This window comes from Providencia sp. wls1914, assembly GCF_009706645.1.
GTDB classification, from domain to species: domain Bacteria; phylum Pseudomonadota; class Gammaproteobacteria; order Enterobacterales; family Enterobacteriaceae; genus Providencia; species Providencia zhijiangensis.
Genome location: NZ_WLUN01000016.1, coordinates 387,627 through 414,297 on the forward strand (window position 1 = coordinate 387,627; position 26,671 = coordinate 414,297).

A 26,671-nucleotide genomic window follows, 5' to 3' on the forward strand; every position below is an offset into this window, starting at 1 on the left:
AAACATGAAAAATATAAAAACCAAAAAATCTAAGGGTTTATTTAAAAAAACCAAAACGATTTTAATTAAATTAATTTTTGAAGGGTATAAAACAGAAACTGCATACTATAATAAATAGCAAAATATAATTTAATTTCAAAACAAACTATCTAATTAGAGAATATATATGCTTTTTATATTAAAAATTGCTGCGACAATAGCAATCTTGGCGCAGCTTTATTCTTTTTCAACACAGGCTTTATTATTTTTTCACCAATTCTTTTAGCAATAATGCGCGCTTGCGATCGATCCCCCAGCGATATCCCGATAACCCACCATCCGTTCTCACCACTCGATGGCATGGGATCGCCACCGCTAGCATGTTCGCACCACATGCATTCGCCACTGCTCTAAACGATTTAGGTGCACCCATCTTTTCTGCAATTTCACGATAGCTCACCGTTTCCCCAACAGGAATGTTTCTTAATATTTGCCACACTCGTTGCTGAAATGCAGTTCCTCGAATATCCAAAGGAAGATCAAAACCTATTTCTGGAGCTTCAATAAACCCAATAACTTTAGAAACCACTTGGTCGAATGCTTTATTTCCACCAATCAACTGAGCATGGGGAAATTTATCTTGTAAGTTATTTAGCAATTGCTCAGGGTCATCGCCGAATAAAATCGCACAAATGCCTATCGGACTTTGTGCAACCAGTACATTTCCTAGCGAGCAAACAGCCAGAGCAAAATAGATTTGGCTCCCTTCACCACCTGATTTCCATGCTGTCGGCGTCATCCCCAATCGCGAATTAGCTATTTCATAAAAACGACTGTTCGAATGAAAACCCGCATCATAAATGGCATCAGTGATCCGCTCATTTTCCTGCAATTGCGTTTGTACTTTTTGATGAAGATAAGCATCGCGATAGGCTTTAGGCGTTAACCCAGTTTGTAATTTAAATAATCGATGAAAATGAAACGGGCTTATTCCGACATAATCAGCTAACTCAGCCAATGTATATTTCTGGGTATTTTGCTCAATATACCGACAAGCAAGTTCAATTTTTTCTTGATAAAACTGAGCTTGCTGTGACATTTCATGACGACGACGTTTTCCCGAATGAAATCCCTGCGCTATCGCTTGCTGTTCATTATCAAAAAACAGCACATTATCTCTCTTCGGTAATCGTCCCGCAGCGGATGGATGGTTATAAAGTTTCGATGTTTTCACACCATACACAAAATAACCATCTGCGGTTTTATCTCGTAGTTTCAGCGCATTCCAGCGCTGCTCATCTGTGACCCATTGATTTTTCGTCGACATATATTTAACCCTTTACTGATTTCACCGTGATCAGTATCTCTGGTTATTATATGTCGAACACTCCAAACCTTGCTTTTTAATTCGCACTACACATTACGTCCTGCGTTTGTGTTTCGCTATTTTTCCGACGTACGATCAGCAAAATCACTATAAACCCGACTATCGCCAATAATGCTCCCATAAAACTCATCGTCGTGTAGCTGTAACCATGGGATAAAATCGCCGCACCAACAGCCGCCCCAATGGCATTTCCCAAATTAAATGCGCCAATATTCACGGAAGATGCTAGCGCTTGTGCGCCAACAGCCGCATTCATCACTAAAATTTGAATGGGTGGAACAAGTGCAAAACTAACAATACTCCAGAATAATAAACCCACGGTAGCCCCAGCGATATTTGTCGCAATTATTGGGAATATCACCATGCTTATTGCCGATAATACAAACAAAGTTAATAACGTTGGATATAAGTTCTTATCCGCAAAATAACCACCAAGATAATTACCGATACTAAAACCAACACCAATGACCATTAACATCATTGCAATTGTCTGGTCCGATGCCTGAATGAAATTCATCAACATTGGTGTTATAAACGTATACAAGGTAAACATTGCACTTGCTCCGAGTACCGTCGATAGCATACCTAACATCACTAATGGGCGTCTTAAAATACGCAATTCATTTTTAACGTTAACTTGGCTACCTTGTAAACGCGCAGGAATAGCAAAAATTAAACTGGCGATCGTGAGCAATCCAATACCCGAAATTAAATAGAATGCCTCACGCCAGCCGATTAATTGCGTTATTTTAGTGACTAATGGAACGCCACCAATACCCGCAATGGTCAGCCCCATAAACATTGCCGCAATCGCACTCGCTTGTTTACCAGCAGGTACCACACTAGCCGCCACAATGGCACCTAAACCAAAAAATGCTCCATGATTTAGGCTAGTAATCAACCTTGAAAGTGACAGTGTCACCAAGTTGGGAGCTAAACCCGATAATAAATTCCCCACCGTGAAAATCGCCATTAAAAAAACCAACGCAACCTTTGGGCGCTTGCTCACTAATAATAGCGTCATGATCGGTGCTCCAATCATTACTCCCAGCGCATAAATCACCACAATCGCACCGACAGAAGGAATGCTTTCATGAAGATTTTCAGCGATATAGGGAAGCATTCCCATCGGAGAAAATTCGGTAATACCAATGGCGAATGCTCCAACGGATAACGCGAGCAATGCTGTGTTTATTCTCATTTTTATGCCTTATAAACCAATCTCAATTGACCGGCGGCAATTCTTCCATATTGAAAGCGGTTGAAAAACCCATTATGGTGAGAATAACTTTTGCGGGAAATGCAATAATGAAAATCACATTAGAAGAGCTCCAAACATTTATCAGCGTAGTCGATTACGGCTCTATTACAGCAGCAGCCGATCAGCAATGTATGACGATATCCACCGTTAGCCGCGCATTATTGCGTTTAGAAGAGAAAGTCAAAACCACGCTACTTTACCGAACCACTCGCGCCATCAAACTCAGTGATGAAGGTGCCGCATTTTTGCAAAAAGCGCGAGAAATAGTCCGACTAGCGCAAGAAGCCGAAGATTTGCTATCTGCTCGCCAATCGATTCCATCAGGCAAGCTACGCATTGATGCTTCAACCCCATTTTTAACCCATGTCATCGCTCCGCTGATCCCTCTATTTTATGAGCGATATCCCCAAGTTGAGTTAGAAATAAATAACTATGAAGGTGTGACAAACCTGTTAGAGAAAAAAACGGATGTCGCGTTTAGAATTGGCACGTTAAAGGATTCTTCACTCAGTGCAACCCTATTGGGTTATACCCAGAAAAGGCTAGTTGCTAGCCCCGCTTACTTAGAAAAATATGGAATACCGGAAACGATAGAAGATCTCCATAAGCATTGTTTGCTCGGTTTCACAACGCCAGAGTCATTAAATTATTGGCCACTCGAAAACGCCGATGGCAGCTTACTCAAAATTACCCCTCATATCGCCTGCGCCAGTGGTGAAGTACTCCATCATTTAGCACTGCAAGGAACTGGCATTCTCTCTTCTTCCGATTTTGTAAGCTTAGATGCTTTTGCCAATGGCGGACTCGTGAAGGTGCTCGAACAAAAAACGATAACAATGAAACAGCCGATTAATGCTGTCTATTATCGCAATCAAGCTATTTCGCCAAGACTACGCTGCTTTATTGATTTTATTAAAAAACATTCGACAAAAATCGACCCGAGTTAATGCTTATTCACTCTTTTTCTAAACTCACTTAATGTCGCACCAGTATGCCGCTTAAAATAGCGGCATAAATACGAGGTGTCTTCAAAATTTAATTCATCAGCAATACCTTGAATGGTGAACGTTCCTCTCTCTAGCAGGGCTTTAATTTCTAAAACCACTTGTCTATCAATCAGTGCCTTGGGCGGATCGTTGAAGAAGTCTTTCACAATTTGCGATAAATAAAACGGTGTAATCGCAAGTTGATTCGCATAGAACTTAACCTCTCTTTGCTGTTTACAATGTTGGGTTATTAATGCCCAAAATTGCCAACATAATTGTGATTTACGGCTACGTTCATCTGAAAAATGGGATTGTGCATGATTGACTTGATTAGCAATTTCTAAAAATAGATTTTGTAAATGTTGGCGTAATTGCAATTTCCCATACTCCGCACGTTCTTGTTGGTAATATAAAAATAGCTGATACCAATGTGAAAATAGTATGGATTGTACCAGTGACATCGATAAACGTGGTTGAAAATTAAAATAGGCAAACAATGAATTAGGTAAAACAAATGCAATATCTGTGGCAAACGTCTTATCAATATGGATGTAATCTACAATAAAATTCCGAGAACGCTTCTGTAACATAACAAAAGTGTCATCATACAAAACAAAGAGTTCATTTTTGCGTAAGGCATAGCGCTTAAAATTAATATTGAAAATCCCAACCCCTTGCCTACAAATACATAGCGTCACATAGTCTGGAGACAATACTGTATTTTGCAATCCTTCCAGTGTCGTCGAACCAATGCTGACTACCCCTTCCCATACAAATTGATGCTGCTGCAGCTCTTTCATGACTTAATCCACCTTCGCTTCACCCACATCACTCGTTTTATTGACCGGTTCTACACAGTTATTTTCAATAATATCTATTTTCAAAATATTAGTTTTCAAAAGTACCTAAACTCCCTAGATTTTACCCTTACCTGAAGCAAATAAATACCTAAAATAAGTAGCATGACTATCAAGGCAATTAAGAGAAAATAACATGATTTTATATACACAAAGGCTGATTTTACGCCCTTGGAATATTGCTGATGCGGCAGACCTTTATCATTATGCAAAAGACGAACGCATCGGCCCTATTGCAGGCTGGCCACCTCACCAAAGCGTCGAAGAAAGTGCGAAAATTATTCAATCCATTTTCATGCGTGATGGTGTATTTGCCGTTGCATTAAAAGAGGACAATAAAGCCATTGGCTTGATTGGTTTATCTATCGGAAAAGAGAGTAATTTTCCAATTGGGGATAACGATGCTGAAGTGAGTTATTGGATAGGCGTACCATTTTGGGGAAAAGGGTTTATTCCTGAAGCTATCCGAGAAATCATGCGACATGGATTTAAAAATCTCAAACTGGATAATTTATGGTGCGGTTATTTCCAAGGCAATCAACAATCTAAAATTGCTCAAGAAAAATGTGGCTTTCAATATTATGCGACATTAGGCCCACAATTTATTGAGCTTATTGGCGAGACAAAGACAGAAGAAATTAGTCGTATCACTTATCAGCAGTGGCAATCTCAAATTTAATTTCCCTTATTACGCTATCTCCAAAAGATAGCGTACCCTTCAATACCATAATCTTGCAGTTTATCTGACTTTCAGCATGGATTTTGTAACAATCTACTGCAATACAATGAAAATATCCGACAGCCCACTCCCATCAATGCTATGATTTCCTGATACTTACAAACTACACGTCATACAATAAAAATATCCAAGGTAAACACATGCACGACTATGGTATTTGGACAATTATTACGCCGATTGTCACTATCCTTTTGGCTATTCTCACTCGACAGGTGATGCTTTCATTAATGCTCGGTATTTTAGTCGGTTTTACCGTCATTAATGATCACAATGTATTACTCGGTATTCGCGGAACGGTGGATGGCATCATCGATACATTTTCTTCTGCTGGCAATACTCGCACCATCGTCTTTATGGTCATGATTGGTGGGATCATGCGCCTAGTGGTCGTCACAGGTGGCGTTCGTGCATTAGTTCAGTTACTGACAAATAAAACAAAATTAATTAAGAACAGAACCGCGACGCAATTACTCGCCATTGTCATCACGGCCTTAATTTTTATTGAAAGTTCCATTAACCAACTAGTTGCGGGAGCATCCACTAAGAATTTAGCCAGACAATATGGCGTTGCCCCAGAAAAGATGTCCTATCTTATTCAAACAGCCTGTGTTTCCGTTTGTTCATCCGCCATTATAAATGGTTGGGGTGCGGTGATTATGGGTCTCATTGGTGTGCAAATTTCCCAAGGTCTTATTTCGGGTGAACCCTTCGATATTTTAATTAAATCTATCGGCTACAACTTAATGGCATGGCTATCATTGGCCACCATTTTATTCTATGTGTTCACCAATATTTCGTGGGGACCAATGAAAAAAGCCGAAATGAAGTATCAAGAAAATTTCATGGCAGGAAAATTAGCTGAATCTTCACGTAAAAATGAAGAAGAAGAAATTATTGAGCATCCAAATGCCCATTCAGCCTTGAACTTTTTCATCCCAATTCTTTCGACTGTATTAATGGTTCCTGTGGCCTTATATATCACAGGTGATGGTGATTTCAGCAAAGGGAGCGGCTCAACGTCCGTTTATTGGGGCGTTATGTTCGGTACCGCAGTTTCTTTTTGTTGGTTCATCGGAAGAAGGCTATTAAATATTGATAGCTTCTTTAAAGAGCTATTTATTGGCTATGCCAGCATGTTAAAAATCAGCTCAATTATGATTTTAGCTTTCCTAATGGGAAATGTATCTTCTGAACTGAATACTGGTGCCTATATTGCTGAGGTTACCCAAGGCATTATGGCGCCTGGATTCTCCATCGGCTTTATCTTTATCATTAGCGCCATTATGTCGCTGGCTACGGGGACTTCATGGGGAACCTTTGCCATTATGATCCCGATTGGTGTCCAATTAGGGTTATCCGTCGGTATGCCAATTGAATATATGATTGGCGCAGCCATTTCAGGATCTATTTTCGGTGACATGACCTCACCTATTTCTGCAGATGCCATTGTTGCCTCTATGGCCACTGATTGTGATCATATTGAACATATCCGTACTCAAATGCCTTATGCATTAGTAACAGCAAGCTTCGTACTTGCCATTTATCTCTATTTAGGCTTTACCAATTAATACAGGGGAATTTAGATGTCTCTTCAACAAAAATTAACTCAATTCGCAAAAGTTGACTTGCTTAAAGCATCGACCCCATTGAATCGACTCGATAATTTATCGCGTTTATATGGTCGAGAAATCTACATTAAACGCGATGATATGACGCCGTTAGCAATGGGCGGAAATAAGCTACGTAAACTTGAATTTTTAATGGCGGATGCCTTAGCCCAAAATGCAAAGATTATCGTGACAGCGGGCGCGATTCAATCAAACCATGTTCGTCAAACTGCTGCGGTAGCGGCAATGTACGGACTAAAATGTGTCGCTCTATTAGAAAATCCTATTCAAAGTGAAGACAGCAATTTCCTGCATAATGGCAATAAACTCCTCACCGATTTATTTGGTACTCAATGCGTCATGTGTGACGAATTAACCGATCCACAAGCACAAATGGCTGAGTTAATTAAATCGTTAGACTTGCAAGATGCTTATATCGTCCCTGTCGGCGGTTCCAACGGTCTGGGCGCATTAGGTTATGTTCAATGTGCGATTGAAATTGCCCAACAAAAACCGGCCAATATTGAGTTCGATAAAGTGATTGTAGCTTCCGGTAGTGCTGGGACTCACGCAGGTTTAGCAATTGGCTTACAAGAATTACTCCCTACTTCACAACTCATTGGGGTCACCGTTTCTCGTAAACAGCAAGATCAGGCACCAAAAGTTGAAAAACTGCAAAATGAATTAGCAGAATTACTGCAAATTAAAAAAACGCCTGACATTACACTTTGGGATGATTTTTTCGCACCAATGTATGGCATGCCAAACCGCGGTGGTTTAGATGCAATAGCGCTATTAGCTCAAAAAGAAGGGATCCTTCTTGACCCAGTTTATACGGGAAAAGCGATGGCAGGTTTAATTGATTATTTAGACAACTCCACTGAAAAAACACCGGTATTATTTGTCCATACTGGCGGAGCTCAAGCCCTGTTCGCTTATTCAGAAATCAACAAAACCATTAAATAATGAATATCGCTCTATGGAGTCAATTATTTCCATAGAGCGCCTATTTTATACTCGAGGTTTATTGGTTAGCCATAACCCGAAGATAATCACCACTCCACCTAATAGCGCAGAGAATGTAATTTCTTCATTTAAAAACAACGTTCCTATTATTACCGCCGTCAACGGATTAAGTGCAATAAATGAACCAGCCCCAGCTGCACCTAACAGGTCAACACCTTGGTAATACCAAATATAAGCTAATGCAGAGCCTAATACACCAAGGTATAACAGGCTCATAACATCGATATTTGTTAAATATGTAATCGCGCTAAGTGTTAATTGCCCCGTGATACTTGACGCGATAACCAATAATGCGGTTCCTAATAGCACAGCATAAGCAACCGTATGTATAGCGCCAATTTCACGGATCACATTTTTACCCGACACAGTATAAATACCCCAACTCACCACGCAGCCCAATATGGCAAGATCCCCTTGGTTTATTAAAAAGTCACTCGCATCTGAATTCTTCCCTGAGAGTAATATGATGGCGCCTAATACACAGCAACTAATCCCCACTCCTTTAATTTTCGTGATTTTTTCGCGCCATAATAGGTAGGAAATTAACGCAATCATTGCGGGGTTTATTGCAACTAATAATGCTGCTCGTGATGCCGGAATAAGTTGTAATCCATAGAAGAAAAATACCTGATAGACAAATACGCCACTACATCCCAATATTAGAATTTGAAAAAACTGACGCGAATTCACTCTAACCCAACCAATACGAGTGCAGCTCAGCAAAATAACCAATGAAACACTCGCAAAAATAAAGCGAACCGTCGCTGAAAATAATGGTGATATATCGGTTTGTAACACCCTACCAGCAATGAACGTTCCCCCCCATAAAATCGAGACACAAATCATTTTCAGAACAACAATATTGACTGACTTTTGTTGAATTTGCCTTTTTGTTATTTTTAATTCCATCGCGATATTCCCCATCCAGATCAGATATTGTGCGCTTTATTGACTCAATCATTCGATACGGATAAGGTATTTGTTATCCAAGATCATAATCAAATGAGTATTTACTCATGACACTAAGCCAACTGGAAATATTTACCCGTGTTGCTGAGCTAAAAAGTTTTACCTTAGCGGCAATGTCGTTGAGTATTTCCCAATCTGCGGTTTCACATGCCATTAAATCTCTCGAAAAAGATTTCAATGTCAGTCTATTTACGCGGGAACAAAATCAAGTCACTATGACCGAAATTGGTAATACGCTGTTAAATCGCGCCCAACATATACTGAGCCTTCAAGAAGCAATGCGGCAAGAAGCGCTAGCATCCAATGGATTAAAGAAAGGTGTTTTACGGATAGGATCTTTCGGCCCCGGCTCTTCAACAGGTATTCTGCCCCCATTATTAAAGGTCTTTCGTCAGCAATACCCGAGCATTGAAATTATTGTTGATGAGGGCGACGATGAGAGCGTGGCTCAATGGTTACAAGAAAAGCGCATAGATATTGGTGTTGTGGTCTTGCCAGACGAACGATTTGATACTTATCCCATAAAGCACGACCAATATGTGGCTATTTTGCCGCTAAACCATCCATTGACTCAGTACAACGGGGTTACACTAAAACAATTGTGTGAGTACCCTTTCAACTTAACTCAAGCCGGCTCAGGTAAAATTGTGATGGGACTATTTTCTGCACAAAAGCTGACACCTAAAATTCAATTTAGAACTCGCCAGCTTCTTAGCACTTTTTCATTGGTTGCACGAAATGAAGCCGTATCGATTGTGGCTCAACTCGCAATCCCCGAAAATATTAACAATATCGTCGTAAAACCATTAATTCCCCGCGTAACTCGAGATATTGCCTTCGCTGTTAATAATTACAGTGATGCGTCTCCAGCCACAAAAGCATTTATCAAACTAGTGAAAAAACAATTATCGTGATTTAAGCGCTTGCGGTTGTTAATCGATAATGAATAACATACAGGCAGTTTTCAGTGGGGTAAATTTCACGAATTAAGGCTTTCAACGTCTCTAATGTCATCGCTTCTTGAGTTGCGTGATATTCGGAAATATCATCGTAGTTTAGTGGTTCAACAGAAAGTATTTCAATGTCGGTATAGTACTTGCCTGTTTCTAAAGCATGTACTTTGACAACCGAGCCTGGTACGTAGTGACTCTCGCTTTCATCACGAATGGTGATCACTTTTTCACCGGAAACAACTAGCGGTAATAAACGCTCAAAGAACGTGATGGTTTCGGGGATATTATTCACAGATATTCCTTAATCTTCTCTTAATTAAATAAATGCTATCCCATGTACCATGGTGGCAGCAATCTCAATTTCCTCAATAGACTAGAAACGTTCAGTTAATTTATTAGGACACCATGAAATGACTCACAACGAAGCATGTTTTTACTCATTAGAAGATATTTTTTGGTCTGCTATTTGCCTAAGGACTCATCATGTAGAGCCAAATACGTTTGCCTATTTTACTGAGCTAAAAACTCCCGCATTTAATTATATTTACTTGCATTCAGGAGCAACTATTGCTGGCTTTGAAGCGGCAAATACATTGTTTCAACAACAATCAAAACCCTATATTTTAGTTGTTCACACCGATGAATTACCCAAGTTTTCAAATTGTATACAACAACATGATCTTATTGATGATGGTGAATCAACAGCGATGGTCTTTGACCTTACGGGAAATGAACTCAAAACGGGAAATCAGTTACCAGATGGCTATCACATAAAGCTTAGCAATCATAATCTCTCTGACTGGTCGAAACCGCTTATTACTGCGTTTCCTGTAGTCAATGAACTTGATTGTGATAATGATGAATCCATCATTGATGAATATATTCGCTATCACCAGCGTGCGTTAGACAAGCAAACTAATATCATGCATTTTGTCTTATTTAATCAGCAGACCCCTGTATCATCACTAACACTCACGCTACACAATGACGTTGCGCGCTTAGATGATATTGGTACAGATATTGAATTCCAGAGACTAGGATTTGCCACGGCATTGATTAAACATGCCTTAGAGGTTTGTCTTCAACATAAAATCAAGCAGTGTTATTTGGAAGCGTCTAGCGATGGTTTGTCGGTTTATCAAAAACTAGGCTTTAAACCGATTTTTAAATATCACAGCTACATTTCAGAATAGAATCCCTAAATACCCAACTAAGAATTCTTTAGCTGGGTATCTACCCAACCTATCTTTTAATATTTAAGTTTGTATACCAATCCTGAATATCAGCAATAACCACGGCTGTCTGATTATTGTCCTGACCATCTTTAAAATAATGGTCTAATGTGGAATATGTTTTATACGTAATATTTGGGTTATTAACCTCACTCATCATTTTTTGTGAACCTTCCACGTCCACATTAATATCGGTGAGCGTTTGGATCACTAAATGGGGTTTACGAACACCTTGAAGTAATTTTTTATTATCTATCGTTAAGGCTTCATACCACCAATTTTGTCCGTGATTACTGGGAAACTGGTCATCGTCTAAATGATCATGCAAAACCGCATCTGCAAACTGGTTAAACCCTTCTATTGCACCTTGCGCTTCTTCAGCAGGTAAACTTTTATTAATGCTGTAAATCACATCATTAATAAAAAATTGTCCGCCACCATTTAGCGAAATAGCAGCATCAATAAAATCAACTTTAGACGCAATAATATTCGTCACTATCGCCCCTTCACTACCACCCAATATAACAATATGCTGATACTGATTTTTCAACTGGTTCAGCACAGCAATATAGTTATCCACTCTTTCAAAATAAGAGTCGCTCTTCATATATTCTACAGGGCAATCCTCTTCTAAGGCATTTGGATCATCTAGCCCCACATCAGGTGTTAAGCCTGTTTTTTCTACTAAAAGCACATCACTATTAGGTAATACTCCCCTAAAATTCTTAATCATATTTTGGTTATTAACGACACTTTTGCAGTCGGAGCCTTGGATTAATACCAATAATTCTTTAGAGGGGTTAGAGTCACTTTTAAGCAGGTAATAATGAGTCTCTTTGCCATCGTGTTTCAGTATTTGTCTATCAAAAGGATTTTCAGCTGATTCGGCAAACACTGAATAACTCACTAAACACAGGGCGGCTAATATAAATTTTTGCATTACCTAAACATAACCTCAGTCATCTTTTATTTTTCAAAAACAATACATTGAAAAATATAACGTTTACAACTCTATTTATCTTATTTACGTCACTCTATTTAGCATATTTATGCAGGTACGATCTCTTTATTTCTACTATCATAATGGAGAATTTCATAAGATAATCTCATTGAGTTACAAAGCTTTTTATAAATTTACATGACATTTTATAGAGTAAATGTGCAATGTAAGATAGCATTAAATGACAATCTATCTGCATATCGCACGAAACGCCTTAATTCATCTTTAAATTTACTTTATAGATATTGATTAATGACACTGAAAACGTTGCATAAGAGTGAGAGCTAAGGCCAAAGATAAGATGACAACTGCCGCAACGGTTGCTGATTTTAAAGGTTTAGTTATTATCAATAGATAGATCACAAAGGCTTTACTGCCAATAAATTAACAAAATTTTACATGGGGTTAGATTTGTTATTTGCTCCATTTTGACTAACACATTTTGTATCAGGTAACTGACTAATGAATATACCGCTCTACTATTTACGACATTACCAATCGATCGAAAAGACGTTTTGGACTTCGATTTGTGAGCACAGTATCCAGATTGCACAACATACAATTTGTTATTTAACGCCATTAAATTCCCCGGCGTTCAATTTTATCTATCTGCAACCCGACTCTACTCATCATGCTTTTATGCAAGCATACAACCTGTTCGTATCGCAGAAAAAGAACCACACTTTGGTGATCCCCGAAGAGATGCTGCCAAAAGTCGTCAAAGATATTGAAGCACTTAACTATAAACGTGACAGCGTCACGACAGCCATGGCGCTAACTTTGTCGCAGCAAAAAGAAGTTGATTTGCCTGATAATCAGGTAGATATCGTGCTCGCAAACCATGATTTATCCCTTTGGGCTAAACCATTAGTTTCTGCGTTCTATCTTTCAGAAGAACACGATACGGTGATCCAAGAGTATGTTCGCTACCATGAAGATGCCCTGCAGCAAGGCGCACCACAGTTCCATTTCGTCTTATTGGTCAATGGAGAGCCCGCAACATCCATGACGGTCACCATTGAAGGCGAATTGGCGCGTTTCGACGATATCGGTACTGAACCTAAGTTTCAGGGTAAAGGTTATGCTTCTCAGCTTATTGATTATGCTCTCGCATTTTGTCGTCAACAACGAGTCGAACATTGCTTCTTAGATGCTTCAGAAGCAGGCTTTGATTTATATAAAAAATTTGGATTTGAGCCGTTATTCCGTTACATCAATTATGTTTGGTGTAATAAAAACGTTGTGAATTAATGCGTTAGCTTTAGCGTGATATTGCCGATAGCAGCCTGCTATCGGCAAAGTTTTCGAGAAATATCAGAGATTAAATGTCATCACAGGCTGTTTTTAATGCGGCTGTTTGCTGGAATTTTTCAATCCCAAGTTCAATTAAACGACTGATCAATTCTTGATAAGTCATACCGCCTTGTTGCCACAGTTTCGGGTACATACTGATATTAGTGAACCCCGGTAATGTGTTGATTTCATTAATCACAACATCATTTTTTTCAGTTAAAAATACATCAACACGAGACATACCGCTGCAGTTTAAAGCTTGATAAGCTTCAAGCGCAATTGTACGGATCTTTTCACTCACATCTTGCTCTAAATCCGCTGGAGCAACAACAGACGCGCCATTTTCATCAATGTATTTAGTGTGATATGCATAGAAGCTGTCATGCAGTACGATTTCACCGCATGGGCTAGCTAATGGATGTTCATTTCCAAGAACAGCACACTCGATTTCACGCCCTTTTACTGCGCTTTCAATCAGCACTTTTACGTCGAATAAGAATGCAAAATCTAATGCCGCGTTAAACTCGCTTTCATTATTAACTTTACTGATCCCAACCGATGAACCTTGGTTAGCTGGTTTAATAAATAATGGTAAGCCCAGTTTCTCAACCGTTGCAGCATAGCTTATTTCACCACGACCGCTTTTCAGCAGCGTAATAAATGGTGCAATGTGCAGCCCTGCATCCCTTAAAAGGCGTTTGGTGACATCTTTATCCATGCAAGCTGATGAGCCTAGAACACCCGGTCCAACAAACGGCAGATTCACCATACGCAGTAAACCTTGTAAAGAGCCATCTTCACCTAAATTACCGTGGACAATTGGGAAAATAACATCAATTTGCGGGAGAGGTTTAGCATCTTCTAGAGAAATGAATTGTTCACTTTGTTTGCCCGGAACAACGGCAATGCTGCGCTTTGGAGTATTTAACGCGATATGAGCGGGATCATCGCCATGTAACAGGAAGTTCGCTTCATCATACTCATGCCATTGCCCTTCTTTATTGATACCGATGAGACAAACATCAAACTTACTACGATCTAATCCATTAATAATATTTTTAGCTGATTGCAACGAAACTTCATGCTCAGTGGATTTACCACCAAAAATGACACCAACCCGAATTTTGCTCATTATTTACTCCAACATAAAGACATCAAAAACGATTCTGGGAAATATAGCACGCAGCGAAATAGTTAGGGCATAAAAACTTCACTACGCAAGTAGGTTCGGTGATTAAATAACCAAACCCTTAAAATTATACAAATTTTATGCCGATTGCTGAGTCAACAATAGGCTTTGATTCACGTTTGTTTCCAACCATTCCATAAAAATAGCTGCTGGGGTGTCTGCTTTTATTTCTTTAGGTGAAAGCAAGTAATATGCCGAACCATCTTCAATAAAACCTTCTGGAGCCATTAATTGTTGTGTGTTCATTTCATCAGCAACCATTAGGAACGATGCGATAGCAACACCCTGTCCTGCTAATGCAGCCTGCAAACACAGGTAGAAATGTTCGAAATTAATTTGTTTATTATGTTGTAAATTAATGCCACTACGGGTTTGCCATGTACGCCAAACATTTGGCCGTGAGGCCGGTACAAGCAAGTTCATCTCATGATAAGGCTGGCTATCATTTTTCTTGATGATACCCATCCATTCCGCGCATATTTTCTTCGCATAAATATTGTCATCCCACGTGAAATCATTACGGCGAAGAGCAAGATCAACTCCCGCCTTATTAAAATCAATAGGACCACCAGCGGCAATTAAATGCACGGTAATTTCAGGATATTGCTGATAAAAACTGGTTAAACGAGGGATCAACCATTTCATAGCGATGGTCGGCTCACACGATAAACTAACAACTCGGTTATGAGGACGCTGAGTAATTATTTCGACGGTATCAGAAAGTTGTTGGAATAAATGCGTCGTCGTTTGAAATAACAATTTACCTTCTTCTGTTAAAAAGATAGCTCGGTTACGTCGTTCAAACAGTAAAACCCCAAGATGCTCCTCAAGTAATTTTATCTGGCGGCTAATGGCACTGTGCGTTACATGCAGCTCTTGCGCGGCTTTAATAATACTTTCATAGCGTGCAGCAACATCAAAAAACCGTAACGATGTTAATGGAGGCAGTTTCATAGAATTAATGTCTTCATAAAATTAAGGGGCTTATAAAATGAGTAGCTTCACAATTAAATAGGTAACGAAAACTGACAGGTTTCATTGAGAATAAATCGCTTTTCCTCTATTTACAATCTATTGATAATCAACACTTCAAGTTAATCAAATCTATTTTCCATCCAGAAATTAAGTCAGTTTTTATTACCATTAGGATCTCACTATGAATGAAATTATCGCCGTTGCCACCATCACTATTTTGGCGGTTATTAGCCCTGGTCCCGACTTCGCTATGGTCACCAGAAATAGCTACTCCTACGGCACCAAAACGGGTTTACTTAGTGCTCTTGGTATTGCTGCTGGAGTGCAAGTTCATGTGTTGTATACCATTTTTGGCGTGACTCTAATCATTATGAGTTCTCCTACATTATTTATGGCAGTCAAATTCCTTGGCGTCGCTTACTTGGTGTATATTGGTTTTAAATCCTTAACAAACAAAACAGCAATTAACGCCAGCGATGACCTTAATCCGGCATCAATACCCTCTTCATTTTCCGCATTTAAAATGGGTTTTTTAACTAATGCACTCAACCCTAAGACGATGTTTTTCGTTGTTTCGGTCTACACCCAAGTGATCCAAGCTGGTAACTCTCAATGGTTAAACTTCAGCTACGGATTATTTATTTCTTTTGCACATTGGGTTTGGTTTAGTTTAATTGCTCTATTCTTTGCAGCACCATTGATTAGAAATAAAATTCTTAAATATCAATTTATTATGGATAGAGTTATTGGTGCCTTATTAATTATGCTAGGTATCTCTTTGCTCTTTTTTAATATTTCATCATGACTGAATTCATTTCGAATGAGCCGAACCATTTTGAAAGTATTCATTAACCATAATAGCGAGTTCATACACATCTTTAGGAAGATTTAAGTCATTCATTTTATTCAGAGAAACCCAATGAAAATCCGCATTGCATTGGGTTTCTTCGTCTATTAGCTCACAGAGATAAACCATATCGATATGCCAATGATCACCTTGGCGTTTATCTGCAATAAATTCTTTTAAAATAGCTAAGGGAATCGGTAAAGAAAACGTGCCTTCAGAATCGTTAACCTTAGCGTGTAACGGATAGCGACAATCAATCACTCGGCACCGTAAACCGGTTTCTTCAAACACTTCACGAACAACGGTATCTTGCGGCTCTTCATTCGGATCAATGTGGCCACCAGGCGGTAACCAAATACCTAGCTTAGGGTGCTCATGTAATAGAAACTCCCCACGAGCATTACAGATCATCGCTGTCGCAGTAAAATGTTTGATATGTTCCACTATTTTTATTCCTTCATACTTATCATCTTTATAAATCAATCAAATACAATACAACGCGCCTAATTGCTTCGATTGCCACTGCCAACTCTTCATGGGTTAAGGTGCTAATTGCTATTCTTAACGCCTGCGGTACCGCGTTTGATGTGCTGTAAGACTCCGCACTGCTAGTCGCGATATTTTGTTTTTTTAATTCACTGACCACTACATCTGCGCGCACACCTTCCGGTAAGGGTAGCCAAACAAAATAGCTGGCTGGATGCGCAATATAGGGTATATCCGTGAAAATTTTCTGGACTATTTTTTGCCGGATCTTTGCATCTCGCCGCTTATCTTTTTCAATGCTATCGACCTCACCTTTTTCGATCCAATCACAGAGAATAGCAGTGGTTATTGCCGGTGTATTCCATGTTGTAATTCGGATGATACGCTCGATATTTTCAATATATTGCTGGGGTGCCAGTACCGCACCGACACGTAAGCCAGTTGCAATATTCTTCGAAAAACCTGTTGTATAAAATGTAATTTCAGGTGCAAGCGTTGCTAATGGGACAACTGCTGGTCGCTGCAAAAAGGCATAAGACCCGTCTTCAATTAAGAAAAATTGGTGCTGCCTGGCTAAGTCCACCAGCTTTTTACGTTCCGATAAACTCATCACCCAACCTAGCGGATTATGTAGTGTCGGCATCGCATAGTAGGCTCGAATTTTTCTCTGTTGGCATAGCTTATCCAACGCTTGTAAGTTTGGACCATTTTCTGCCGTAGGCACGGATATAAGCTCTAAATGGTAGATTTTCGCTAGAGCTTTAAACCCCGGATAAGTTAAAGCATCGACGGCAATAATATCTCCAGGACTGAACATACCTAAAATAATGGTTGCTAAACCATGTTGCCCACCACTGACTAAAGCGACGGTATCTGCCGTTGCATGAGTTAATCCACGCTGTTTTAAGTATTTAGCGACTGTCTGCCTTTCATGCTCTCGCCCTGTATGCTGTTGATAATAAAGAATTCCTTCCAAATCACCTCCAACCGCTATTTCCCGTAACGATTCCCGTAATAGTTTGGTTTGTTCTTTCGCAATCGGATAACTGAAATTCAGGTCTAATGTATTTTTAGCGACATCTTGCTCAATACTTAACTTGGGCAATAGATTGATATCTCGAACAAAGGTACCACGCCCAGTTTCCCCGATGATCAAGCCCCGCTCAATAAGCTCTCGATATACTCGCGAAGCTGTGACTAAAGAAACTCCCGATTTTTCCGCAAAATGGCGATGTGTTGGTAAACGAGCGCCCGCTTTCAATTCGCCACTCATGATCTGCGCTGAAAGCAAGTCAACATACTGCTTATAACGATTCTGAGTCATGAAATTGTACCTATGACAATTTTTTGATTGTCATGATTATGTCGATTAGCTTAGCAAAACTCAATTACAAATAATAACGGTCAATTATGAATCAAAGTAAATCATTAATATCGCACAGTGCTTCCATAACGACTCCCTCTCATACCACTCGTGGTTGGATCAGTGGCTTTATTGGCGTTGCTATTTTTAGTGGCTCACTTCCCGCAACCAAACTGGCTATCAGTGGATTTTCACCCGATTATTTGACCATTCTGCGGGCTACCATCGCTGGGATTTTGGCTCTGATTGTTTTGATAGTTCTACGCCAAAAAATTCCAGCAAGACAAAATTTGATTCCTCTTTTTATCGTGACATTTGGTGTGGTACTTGGCTTTCCATTCTTAACTGCGGTGGCATTACAGTACATTAGCTCATCTCACTCCATTGTATATTTAGGACTGCTTCCTTTGTCTACCGCTTTATTTGGCGTTTTACGAGCAGGCGAGCGCCCTCGCAAATTGTTCTGGTTGTTTTCAGTCATGGGAAGTTTATTTGTAATCGGCTTCGCAATTCTTCAAGGAGCCACTCACTCATGGCAAGGTGACTTATATATGGTCATTGCTGTGATTGTCTGTGGATTGGGCTACGCAGAAGGCGCGGTACTTTCAAAATCATTAGGGAGCTGGCAGGTCATTTGCTGGGCGTTGGTTCTAGCGTTACCCATCATGTTGATATTCAGTATTTTGCGCTTACCATCAACGTTTTCTACTGTTCCATTTGAATCATGGATGGGCCTAGGTTATGTCTCTCTATTTAGTATGCTAATTGGTTTCTTTTTTTGGTACCGAGGGCTTGCTGAAGGCGGAATTTCGGGCGTTAGTCAATTGCAGCTATTACAACCATTTATTGGTTTAGTACTTTCTGCTTGGCTGCTTAATGAAACAGTTAATAGCATCATGATCATGTCTACGCTTGGTGTCATTTTGTGTGTTGCAGGTTCAAAACGTTTTTCACGTTAGGTATTGAAATAACTAACCTTAACGGAAAATTAAGGTTTAACTTTGGTTTATGGTAATGCTGAGGCGATTTCATTAATTTACCCTCAATATCACGATTAGGGTTTATCGGTTTATGAAACGTCTTAGTATTACCTCTTTGTTATTCTACATGCTGTTTATATCGCCAGTTTCTCTTTCTGAAACCATGCGATTGAATGTGACTTCGCCTAAACAAACACCCTATGTGGAAACGTTGACCTTACCGGGCACATTCGTTGCAAAAAATGAGATTGCGATCGGCTCACCTTTGCAGCAACAAATGGTGATTGATGTACTGGTTGAAGAAGGTCAATGGGTTGAGAAGGACCAACTACTGGCTATATTAGAATCCCCACTCCAAAATGCATCTGTAAGTCAGTTACAAGCTGAAACTGAAAAAGCCACAGCCTATATTAAGCAGCAAAAAGCCGTGGCAGAACAGGCGCAGAAAGAACTCTCTCGCCTTGCGCCTCTCGCTAAAACTGGGGTTATTTCTGCTAATGATTTTGAAAAAGCAAAATCTGAGTCTGTAGCGGCGAATGCGCTATTGGAAGCTAATAAAGCGGAATTTCGCCAACTGCAAGCACAGCTTGCTAAAGAAAAAAGTCAGCAAGATAAATCACGGATCGTTGCGCCCATTTCTGGCGTTATTAGTGAGCGCCATGCTATCCGAGGAATGCTAACAGATAACCAATTACTGTTTAAAATCATTGAAGATGGTGAAATTGAATTTGATGCTTTAGCGCATATTTCAGAATTAAAACGTTTATCAAATCTGACGTCTATTCAATTAAAAACGCCTAATAATCAGCAAATAGCAGGAAAATTACGTTACTTAGCGCCAAAAGTAGATCCTATTTCACAACAAGGAAAAGTTCGTATCTCTCTTGCTGAAAATAAAGACAATCTGCAAGCCGGAGAATCAGGTACAGCGATTATTTCCAATTCAGAAAAACTGCAAACTACGCTCCCATACAGTGCCATTCGAACATTAGATAATGGTGAACGAGTTATTTTTACTGTCGTTGATAATAAAGTGAAGCAGCAAAAAATAACGACCGGAAAAATTCATGATGGCCGTATCGAGATTTTGTCCCCTATTTCGCCTGATACCGTTGTTGTCACCAATGCCCAAGCCTTTTTAACTGAAAATGATACTGTGACCCCAGTCAAGGATAGTCAATGAAACTCCAGCTATCTTCATGGGCAATCACACGCCCTATTCCTACTATCGTTATGTTCTTAGCGCTCACGATTGCGGGTATATTTTCTTTTAATCAATTGCCTGTTACTGCAAACCCGGTAGTTAATTTTCCAATAGTCACAGTGACCATTACGCAAGATGGCTCATCCCCAACGGAAATGGAAAACGCCATCACGAAACCCGTTGAACGTGCGGTCTCTGGTATTCCAGGGATCCGCCATATTACCTCAACCATCACAGAAGGCATTTCCACCACCACCGTTGAATTTGATTTAACCGTGGATGCCTATATTGCAACTAATGATATTCGTGAACAAATCGCACAAATCCGCAGTGATTTACCGCAAACGATTGATGAACCATTAATTAACCGTATTGATATCGAAGGCGGTGCAATATTACGTTACGCCGTTTCATCAGATAGCCAATCCCTTGCCGATTTATCTTGGTTTATTGATGATACAGTCAGTAAACAGTTAATTACGGCCCACGGAGTACAAAAAGTCAGTCGCCTTGGTGGTGCTGATAGCGTTATTCGCATCGAGCCAGATGCCGATAAACTTGCAGCATTACGATTGTCTATTCTGAGCATTAATGAATTACTCAGAAGCGTGCATCAAAATTCCGCGGGTGGTTCGTCTAAATATAATAACCTACAACATACGATTCGGATTTTAGGTGAAAAAAAGGATGTTGATGAAATTAAAGATATCCAATTGCCTATTGGTAATCAGCAGTGGATTAAGCTCGGGGATATTGCTGCAATTTATCAAGGACAAAAAACAGCCAAAACTATTTCGCAATTAAATGGTAAAGATGTAGTTGGCTTTGCCGTATTTCGCGCTAAAGGCTCCAGTGATACCGAGGTAGCAAATAATGTTGAACATGAGCTTGCACAATTAAAACTGAAACACCCTGATATTTCTATTCAGCTTGTTTCATCAACCGTGAAATATACAGAATCAAGTTACCATTTAACGATCCAAACTTTATTAGAAGGTGCGTTTTTAACCGTTATCATTGTCTTCTTCTTTTTAAAAAGTTGGCGAGCTACCTTAGTCGCGGCGATTGCATTACCTTTATCTATTCTTCCCACCTTTTTGGTATTGGCAATATTTGGCTATTCACTTAATAGTATGACACTGCTTGCATTGACATTAGTCATCGGTATTTTGGTCGATGATGCCATTGTCGAAATTGAGAATATTCAAAAATACATAGAGCGAGGTGAGCGCCCTTATTTAGCAGCTTTAAAAGCCTCGGACGCGATAGGTTTTGCCATTGTCGCCATCACACTCACTATTGTAGCGGTATTCTTACCCGTCAGTTTTATTGGCGGCTTTGTTGGTAAATACTTTGTGCCTTTTGGTATTACCGTTTCCGCGGCTGTTTTATCTTCATTACTAGTCGCCCGATTAGTCACGCCATTAATGGCAGCCTATGTCTTATTACCCGCAAAAAAGAAATCGGCCGAACATTCTGTACCTAACTGGATCAATCGATATTCTCAATTGTTAGTGATGACATTGAAACATCGCAAACTCGCCCTTTCATTCGCATTTATATTTTTGATTGGTTCAATCTCCAGTATTACTTATCTGCCTATTGGCTTTATGCCTGAAGGCGATATTAGTGTTAGCCAGATTGAAGTGGAATTACCGCCGGGAACCCCTGTCGAAGAAACTCAAAACGCGGTTAGGAATATGGCTGAACAATTGAAGTCACGTGCTGAAATAAAGTCAATCTATACCATTGCGGGGATCAGTGATGACGCCGATGGAATCGCTCAGCATAAAGGTCAAATAATTCTAACACTAACAGACCCAAATGAGCGTGAAATGTCACAAAAACAGTTTGAAAACTCAATTTCGCATCTATTACAACAAACTCCAGATGCACGCTATACCTTCAGTAATAGCGAAGGAAATAAAGAATTTTCATTAACCTTTACAGGAGCTGATCCCAAAGAGCTAGAAATTCAAATGCATAAGCTACGCGATGCAATTGCCAACGTAAATGGCATTAATAATGTGCGTGTTGTTAAACCACTTTTACGTAAAGAGCTGATTATCTCCCCTGACCTGCAAGATTTAGGAAGAACTGCAGTTAATGTAGAAGAAATCGCCAATACATTAAGAGTGGCTACAATGGGAGAATCAAACTCTCGCAGCGCTAAGTTCAATTTACCGGATAGGCAATTAACGTTACAGGTTGTTTTACCTGACAATCAAAAAAATGACGTAAGCGCATTGCGTAATCTCTATATTCGTAGTGGTAATGATTTAACTGTGCCACTTAAATCCGTTGCTAACATTAATTTTAGCGATGGACCATCACAGATTGACCGCATAAATCGTGCCAGGAAAATGTCTATTGAAGGTAATTTAGATGGGTTATCACTTGGCGAAGCATTGGAACACGCTGTCGAACTTCCTGAATATCAATCACTACCAAAAAGTATTGAGCCATTAGAGTATGGTGATATGGAGTTCATGCTCGATATGTTTGAGCGCTTTAGTACGACAATGCTTTTCAGTGTACTGCTGGTATTCGCCATACTCATTATTTTATTTAAAGATTTTATGCAGCCTATAACGATTTTGGTGGCACTACCATTCTCTATCGGTGGAGCCATTATCGCCTTAGTGTTATATGGTGCGATGATAGATCTTCCTGTCATTATCGGTATTTTAATGTTGATGGGGATCGTCACCAAAAACTCGATACTTCTGGTGGAGTTTATTCTTGAAAAAGAACGAGCCGGTTTAAATCGACAACAAGCTATTATCGAAGCAGGTCAGGAGCGAATTCGTCCAATTATTATGACTACTTTTGCCATGATTGCAGGAATGATCCCCCTCGTGCTCACAACGGGAGCCGATGCAGGATTTAGGGCGCCAATGGCAGTTGCAGTTATCGGGGGGTTAATGAGCTCAACGGTACTCAGCTTACTGTTTGTTCCCGTTATTTATAGCTTGATGGATGATTTGAAAAAGAAAACATTGCCGCTATTAGCGAAATGTACATCTGTCACTCAATCTGATAGAAATATAAAACGCTGGTAAGAATAATTACGATACTAAGAATAACTGCGATAATTTGGCTCTCCATGTGAACTCTGGAGAGCCAATAAAAGGGTTTCGTTAATGCTTTTTTTAAGGCCAACTTACTCTATTAACTTACTGTTTTTTAGTTTTACAGCCGTTTGATACCAGTGCTTATTATAATTCTGTGCTGCCTTGGGTAAAAGTGAATAGGTTTTAATCACTTCATCAATTAGTGGCATCGCTTCAATTACTCGTTTTTGTTCAAATAAAAACTCAGCGTAAGCAACCTTGTATTCAATATGATCACGATGACTTAATAAGGCACGAAACTCATTATCAGCTTCTGTAACCAACCCTAAGCGTACTAAAGAACGAGCATATAAAAAATGCCCCGTATTCGAATTGAACGTTGGATTTTTTTCACACAATAGGTCTAACGTCTCTTTACAACGCGCGTATTCCCCCGCTTCATACAGTGCATCCGCATATTTCAACATAATATCCGGTGAATACTGATTAATTCCTTGCAGTGATTCTTGATAGTATTTAATCGCATTTTGATAGTCACCTTTATCGGTATATGCATCAGCTAGTGTTACACAGCTATTCGTGGTCGGATTTAATTCATACTCTTTTAGAGCTTGATTAATGCTTTTATTGGGTGCTAATTGTTTTTTAATCGCTCTTTCTAACTTATACCCATGACGGGAATAACGCATAGCTGGCATCCAAATGACTAGCGCATAAACAACTGAACCCAAGATTGGGAAAACAAATAAAATGAACAACCAATAAGAATTTTGATTACTCTTTATTGAATGGACCGCAAAATAAATCGCAGGAATAAAATAGATTAATAATCCCAGAATGTGCATAACAACCTCAATGAATATCAACTCGATGGTTTTGTATATGGCCGTACTCATACTTCCTTGTACAGCGGCTTGCTTAGTCGTGACTAAATTAGCACCATGATGACAGGCATCACTCTGAAGGCAAACAGGAAAAAACCTGAAAAGGTAAATTAGAAACAAAAAAATAGCTGACACATTCGCCAGCTATTCTATGATAAAAATTTATAAATCAATAAATTAGGCTGTTAATGCTAATTTCGCACCGAACATTAAAAAGACGGCACCAATACAGCTATTTGAAAATTTTGATAGTTTTTTATTGTGTTTTACCATGTTGGTCACTGCAACAGCACCAAATATCAGCATTGATAGATAAAACATGCTGCATGCTTCTAATATCACGCCGAGCACAAAAAACGGCACCCCTGCACTTGGGTACGCTGGATCAATAAATTGAATGAAGAATGAAACATAAAAAATGATCATTTTTGGATTTAGCAAACTTAAAAAGACAGCTTTCTTATAAGTCCCTTTTGTTTCTAATATGATCCCATCAACGTCTGCTGCAGATTCTTTTTTATGCAATACTGAGTATAACGTTTTAATACCTAAGTAAAATAGATAGGCAGCACCTGCATATTTGATCACGCTAAAGAATATAGGAGACGTTTTGACTAAAGACGCAACACCTAAAAATGATAAAAAAATGAGCAATGCATCACCAGTAAATACACCAAGTGCTGCTTTATAACCATTTTTTACACCATATTTTGCACTACTCGTTAAAACAAATAGAGAATTAGGGCCTGGTACCAATGTAATAAAAATCACACCGATAAGATAAGTCCATAAGTTTGTAATACCTAAATTTTCAAGCATAATAAACCCGCTAACTCAATAAAAGTTATAACAATTAATTCACATTATTGCTTAATGGATACTATGATACACACCTTTTATTTTTAATAAAAGATATCACCATTAACAGATCTATATATGAAATATAAATCTAGTTATTTGCTGTATAACTAGCCATTTGTATAGATTTATACATTGAAAATTGAAATTAAATTTCAATCAAAATCACTTAATCAGCAGCACGCTAAAAATATTTTTTAAATGATATAAAACTTCATAAATTAAATAAAAGTAAGTTATTAATGCTAATTAAAGCTTGTAGGTAGAGATAGTGATTTGTTCCACATTTCACGATATAACAATGGATGCCTACAGCGTATCGAATAATGATTTTTACTCTAAATACCTGTAGTTAAATCAACATTGTCTCTCTTTAAACTTTTATTTAATGAATGACATTTCAACATACAGGTGCACATCGATGTCGTCTCAACAACCAAAGCCATGGCAGCGCGCAATGATGGATGGAGCTGTCCACACATTACCCTTAAATCTTGCAGTTATTCCGTGGGGGATTCTTGCGGGTTCCATGGCCATTGAAACAGGGCTTTCTTTTTGGCAAAGCATCGCAATGTCCGCCATGGTTTTTGCAGGCGCAGCTCAGTTAGTCACTCTAGGTTTGCTCAATTCAGGAGCTGGCTATATTACGATTGTGATTTCTGTTTTCTTTATTACATCGCAGCATCTTTTATATGGGTTAACCATGCGTCCTCACGTAAAAGATTTCACGACACCACAACGTTTAAGCATTGGCTTTCTATTAACTGATGAGCTATTCGCCATTAGTGCAGCCAAGCGACAAGCACTCAGCTTTGCCTATTTATTTGGTGCGGGGTTTAGTTTCTATCTTGTGTGGTTAGTCACCAGCCTATGCGGCATTGTGATGGCAAATTTGGTGGGTGATTTAAGTAAATTACATTTAGATTTCTCAGTTGTCGCGACACTATTAGCCATTGTCGTTCCACTCACTAAAAAAATAAGTACCGCCTGTGGTGTTTTATTTTCACTAATTACTGCGATTGCCCTATCGATGTATTCGATCAGTAGTGCAATTGTAATTGCCGGCGTTGGTGGGATGTTTGTTTCTGTTGGTGTCTCTCGTTTATTAAGGGAAGAAAAATGATCTGGATTTTAATTATCAGTTTAACGGCTGTTGTTTTCTCTCTGCGTTATATTTTTCTGATCCCTCAATTACCAATACGATTACCATTAATTGTACGCCAAGCACTCAGTTATTCTGCGCCTTGTTTGCTTACTGCAATTTGTGCCCCTGTCATTTTATTAGAAAATCATGAATTACGCAGTTTCCCTGATAATCCTTATCTCTGGGGAGCGCTATTTTGCGTTGTAGCAGCATTTTTACTGAAAAATATGCTGGTCACTGTCGGATTAACTTTAGTCTTTTTCTATGGACTTATTTACTTTATGGGTTAACCAATAATTTATAAAGCATCGGTAGCCGCCTTTGCTTTATAATAACGTTTCATGGCTAATATAAGCCTGTTTTTTAATCGATCCGTTG

Annotated in this window: 20 protein-coding genes and 5 pseudogenes; 13 read left to right on the forward strand and 12 right to left on the reverse strand. The window is 39.2% G+C overall.

All coding sequences use genetic code 11. From position 1 onward, the window contains the following. Positions 1-241: 241 nt before the first annotated feature. Positions 242-1,306 (reverse strand): bifunctional DNA-binding transcriptional regulator/O6-methylguanine-DNA methyltransferase Ada, encoded by a 1,065-nt coding sequence (ada, locus tag GKR74_RS12460; protein ID WP_154603818.1) that lies wholly within the window; start codon positions 1,304-1,306, stop codon positions 242-244. A 76-nt stretch (positions 1,307-1,382) separates the two neighbouring features. Next, a complete protein-coding gene (locus GKR74_RS12465) occupies positions 1,383-2,567 on the reverse strand; it encodes an MFS transporter (protein ID WP_154603819.1) in 1,185 nt (394 codons plus the stop codon). 107 nt (positions 2,568-2,674) lie between these two features. Between GKR74_RS12465 and GKR74_RS12470 the strand changes: the two genes are divergently transcribed. Then, positions 2,675-3,574 carry a LysR substrate-binding domain-containing protein gene (locus tag GKR74_RS12470; protein WP_195848769.1) on the forward strand — a complete coding sequence of 300 codons (900 nt, stop codon included), beginning with the start codon at positions 2,675-2,677 and terminating at the stop codon, positions 3,572-3,574. On the opposite strand, the gene GKR74_RS12475 is transcribed toward GKR74_RS12470, so the two are convergent. Continuing rightward, positions 3,571-4,413 carry an AraC family transcriptional regulator gene (locus tag GKR74_RS12475; RefSeq protein ID WP_154603821.1) on the reverse strand — a complete coding sequence of 281 codons (843 nt, stop codon included), beginning with the start codon at positions 4,411-4,413 and terminating at the stop codon, positions 3,571-3,573. The two genes, GKR74_RS12470 and GKR74_RS12475, sit on opposite strands and share 4 nt — an antisense overlap. 193 nt (positions 4,414-4,606) lie before the next feature. Here GKR74_RS12475 and GKR74_RS12480 point away from each other — a divergent pair, with 193 nt between their 5' ends. The 3 genes from GKR74_RS12480 to GKR74_RS12490 all read left to right on the forward strand — a co-directional run bounded on the left by GKR74_RS12480 (position 4,607) and on the right by GKR74_RS12490 (position 7,782). After that, complete coding sequence (locus GKR74_RS12480; protein ID WP_154603822.1) at positions 4,607-5,149, forward strand: GNAT family N-acetyltransferase; 543 nt, start codon at positions 4,607-4,609, stop codon at positions 5,147-5,149. Between the two features lie 200 nt (positions 5,150-5,349). Beyond that, positions 5,350-6,777, forward strand: a complete 1,428-nt coding sequence (locus GKR74_RS12485) for a Na+/H+ antiporter NhaC family protein (protein WP_154603823.1) — start codon at positions 5,350-5,352, stop codon at positions 6,775-6,777. Between the two features lie 15 nt (positions 6,778-6,792). Further along, a complete protein-coding gene (locus GKR74_RS12490) occupies positions 6,793-7,782 on the forward strand; it encodes a D-cysteine desulfhydrase (protein WP_154603824.1) in 990 nt (329 codons plus the stop codon). Between the two features lie 45 nt (positions 7,783-7,827). Here the strand turns inward: GKR74_RS12490 and GKR74_RS12495 are convergent, their stop codons facing one another. Next, a complete protein-coding gene (locus GKR74_RS12495; RefSeq protein ID WP_154603825.1) occupies positions 7,828-8,751 on the reverse strand; it encodes a DMT family transporter in 924 nt (307 codons plus the stop codon). 107 nt (positions 8,752-8,858) lie between these two features. Between GKR74_RS12495 and GKR74_RS12500 the strand changes: the two are divergent. Then, a pseudogene (locus GKR74_RS12500) lies at positions 8,859-9,761 on the forward strand (LysR family transcriptional regulator). Here GKR74_RS12500 and yqfB read toward each other — a convergent pair. Further along, the gene (gene yqfB, locus GKR74_RS12505) at positions 9,727-10,056 is read right to left on the reverse strand and encodes a N(4)-acetylcytidine aminohydrolase (RefSeq protein ID WP_181477151.1); all 330 of its coding nucleotides are present in this window, start codon (positions 10,054-10,056) and stop codon (positions 9,727-9,729) included. The pseudogene GKR74_RS12500 and the gene yqfB sit on opposite strands and share 35 nt — an antisense overlap. A gap of 118 nt (positions 10,057-10,174) precedes the next feature. Between yqfB and GKR74_RS12510 the strand changes: the two genes are divergently transcribed. Next, entirely contained in the window at positions 10,175-10,957 is a 783-nt protein-coding gene (locus GKR74_RS12510) for a GNAT family N-acetyltransferase (protein WP_154603827.1), read from the forward strand. Positions 10,958-11,006: 49 nt separating this feature from the next. Here the strand turns inward: GKR74_RS12510 and GKR74_RS12515 are convergent, their stop codons facing one another. Beyond that, complete coding sequence (locus GKR74_RS12515; RefSeq protein WP_154603828.1) at positions 11,007-11,936, reverse strand: acyl-CoA thioester hydrolase/BAAT C-terminal domain-containing protein; 930 nt, start codon at positions 11,934-11,936, stop codon at positions 11,007-11,009. Positions 11,937-12,458: 522 nt separating this feature from the next. On the opposite strand from GKR74_RS12515, the gene GKR74_RS12520 reads away from it, so the two are divergent. Further along, positions 12,459-13,247, forward strand: coding sequence for a GNAT family N-acetyltransferase (locus tag GKR74_RS12520; protein ID WP_154603829.1), 789 nt, complete (start codon positions 12,459-12,461; stop codon positions 13,245-13,247). Between the two features lie 70 nt (positions 13,248-13,317). Here GKR74_RS12520 and ddlA read toward each other — a convergent pair whose 3' ends face one another. Together ddlA and GKR74_RS12530 are read right to left on the reverse strand one after the other, a co-directional pair. Further along, complete coding sequence (gene ddlA, locus GKR74_RS12525) at positions 13,318-14,421, reverse strand: D-alanine--D-alanine ligase (protein WP_154603830.1); 1,104 nt, start codon at positions 14,419-14,421, stop codon at positions 13,318-13,320. 135 nt (positions 14,422-14,556) lie between these two features. Beyond that, positions 14,557-15,432, reverse strand: a complete 876-nt coding sequence (locus tag GKR74_RS12530; RefSeq protein ID WP_154603831.1) for a LysR substrate-binding domain-containing protein — start codon at positions 15,430-15,432, stop codon at positions 14,557-14,559. Between the two features lie 202 nt (positions 15,433-15,634). On the opposite strand from GKR74_RS12530, the pseudogene GKR74_RS12535 reads away from it, so the two are divergent. Beyond that, positions 15,635-16,252 (forward strand): annotated as a pseudogene (locus GKR74_RS12535) (LysE family translocator); the annotation flags it as partial. Here the strand turns inward: GKR74_RS12535 and GKR74_RS12540 are convergent. Both GKR74_RS12540 and GKR74_RS12545 read right to left on the reverse strand, forming a co-directional pair. Beyond that, positions 16,220-16,837 (reverse strand): annotated as a pseudogene (locus tag GKR74_RS12540) (NUDIX hydrolase). The pseudogenes GKR74_RS12535 and GKR74_RS12540 sit on opposite strands and share 33 nt — an antisense overlap. Beyond that, complete coding sequence (locus tag GKR74_RS12545) at positions 16,773-18,110, reverse strand: aminotransferase-like domain-containing protein (protein ID WP_154603834.1); 1,338 nt, start codon at positions 18,108-18,110, stop codon at positions 16,773-16,775. The pseudogene GKR74_RS12540 and the gene GKR74_RS12545 overlap by 65 nt, the downstream one beginning before the upstream one ends. Positions 18,111-18,196: 86 nt before the next feature. On the opposite strand from GKR74_RS12545, the gene GKR74_RS12550 reads away from it, so the two are divergent. The 3 genes and pseudogenes from GKR74_RS12550 to GKR74_RS12560 all read left to right on the forward strand — a co-directional run bounded on the left by GKR74_RS12550 (position 18,197) and on the right by GKR74_RS12560 (position 23,395). Next, the gene (locus tag GKR74_RS12550; protein WP_154603835.1) at positions 18,197-19,108 is read left to right on the forward strand and encodes a DMT family transporter; all 912 of its coding nucleotides are present in this window, start codon (positions 18,197-18,199) and stop codon (positions 19,106-19,108) included. A gap of 184 nt (positions 19,109-19,292) precedes the next feature. Continuing rightward, positions 19,293-20,372 (forward strand): annotated as a pseudogene (locus GKR74_RS12555) (efflux RND transporter periplasmic adaptor subunit). Beyond that, the gene (locus GKR74_RS12560; RefSeq protein WP_154603836.1) at positions 20,309-23,395 is read left to right on the forward strand and encodes an efflux RND transporter permease subunit; all 3,087 of its coding nucleotides are present in this window, start codon (positions 20,309-20,311) and stop codon (positions 23,393-23,395) included. The pseudogene GKR74_RS12555 and the gene GKR74_RS12560 overlap by 64 nt, the downstream one beginning before the upstream one ends. A gap of 101 nt (positions 23,396-23,496) precedes the next feature. On the opposite strand, the gene GKR74_RS18205 is transcribed toward GKR74_RS12560, so the two are convergent. Next, positions 23,497-24,426 carry a tetratricopeptide repeat protein gene (locus GKR74_RS18205; protein ID WP_154603837.1) on the reverse strand — a complete coding sequence of 310 codons (930 nt, stop codon included), beginning with the start codon at positions 24,424-24,426 and terminating at the stop codon, positions 23,497-23,499. Positions 24,427-24,468: 42 nt separating this feature from the next. Continuing rightward, complete coding sequence (gene leuE / locus GKR74_RS12570; protein WP_154603838.1) at positions 24,469-25,110, reverse strand: leucine efflux protein LeuE; 642 nt, start codon at positions 25,108-25,110, stop codon at positions 24,469-24,471. A gap of 460 nt (positions 25,111-25,570) precedes the next feature. On the opposite strand from leuE, the pseudogene GKR74_RS12575 reads away from it, so the two are divergent. Both GKR74_RS12575 and GKR74_RS12580 read left to right on the forward strand, forming a co-directional pair. After that, a pseudogene (locus GKR74_RS12575) lies at positions 25,571-26,284 on the forward strand (AzlC family ABC transporter permease). Beyond that, positions 26,269-26,583 (forward strand): AzlD domain-containing protein, encoded by a 315-nt coding sequence (locus tag GKR74_RS12580; RefSeq protein WP_154603840.1) that lies wholly within the window; start codon positions 26,269-26,271, stop codon positions 26,581-26,583. The pseudogene GKR74_RS12575 and the gene GKR74_RS12580 overlap by 16 nt, the downstream one beginning before the upstream one ends. Positions 26,584-26,671: the final 88 nt, after the last annotated feature.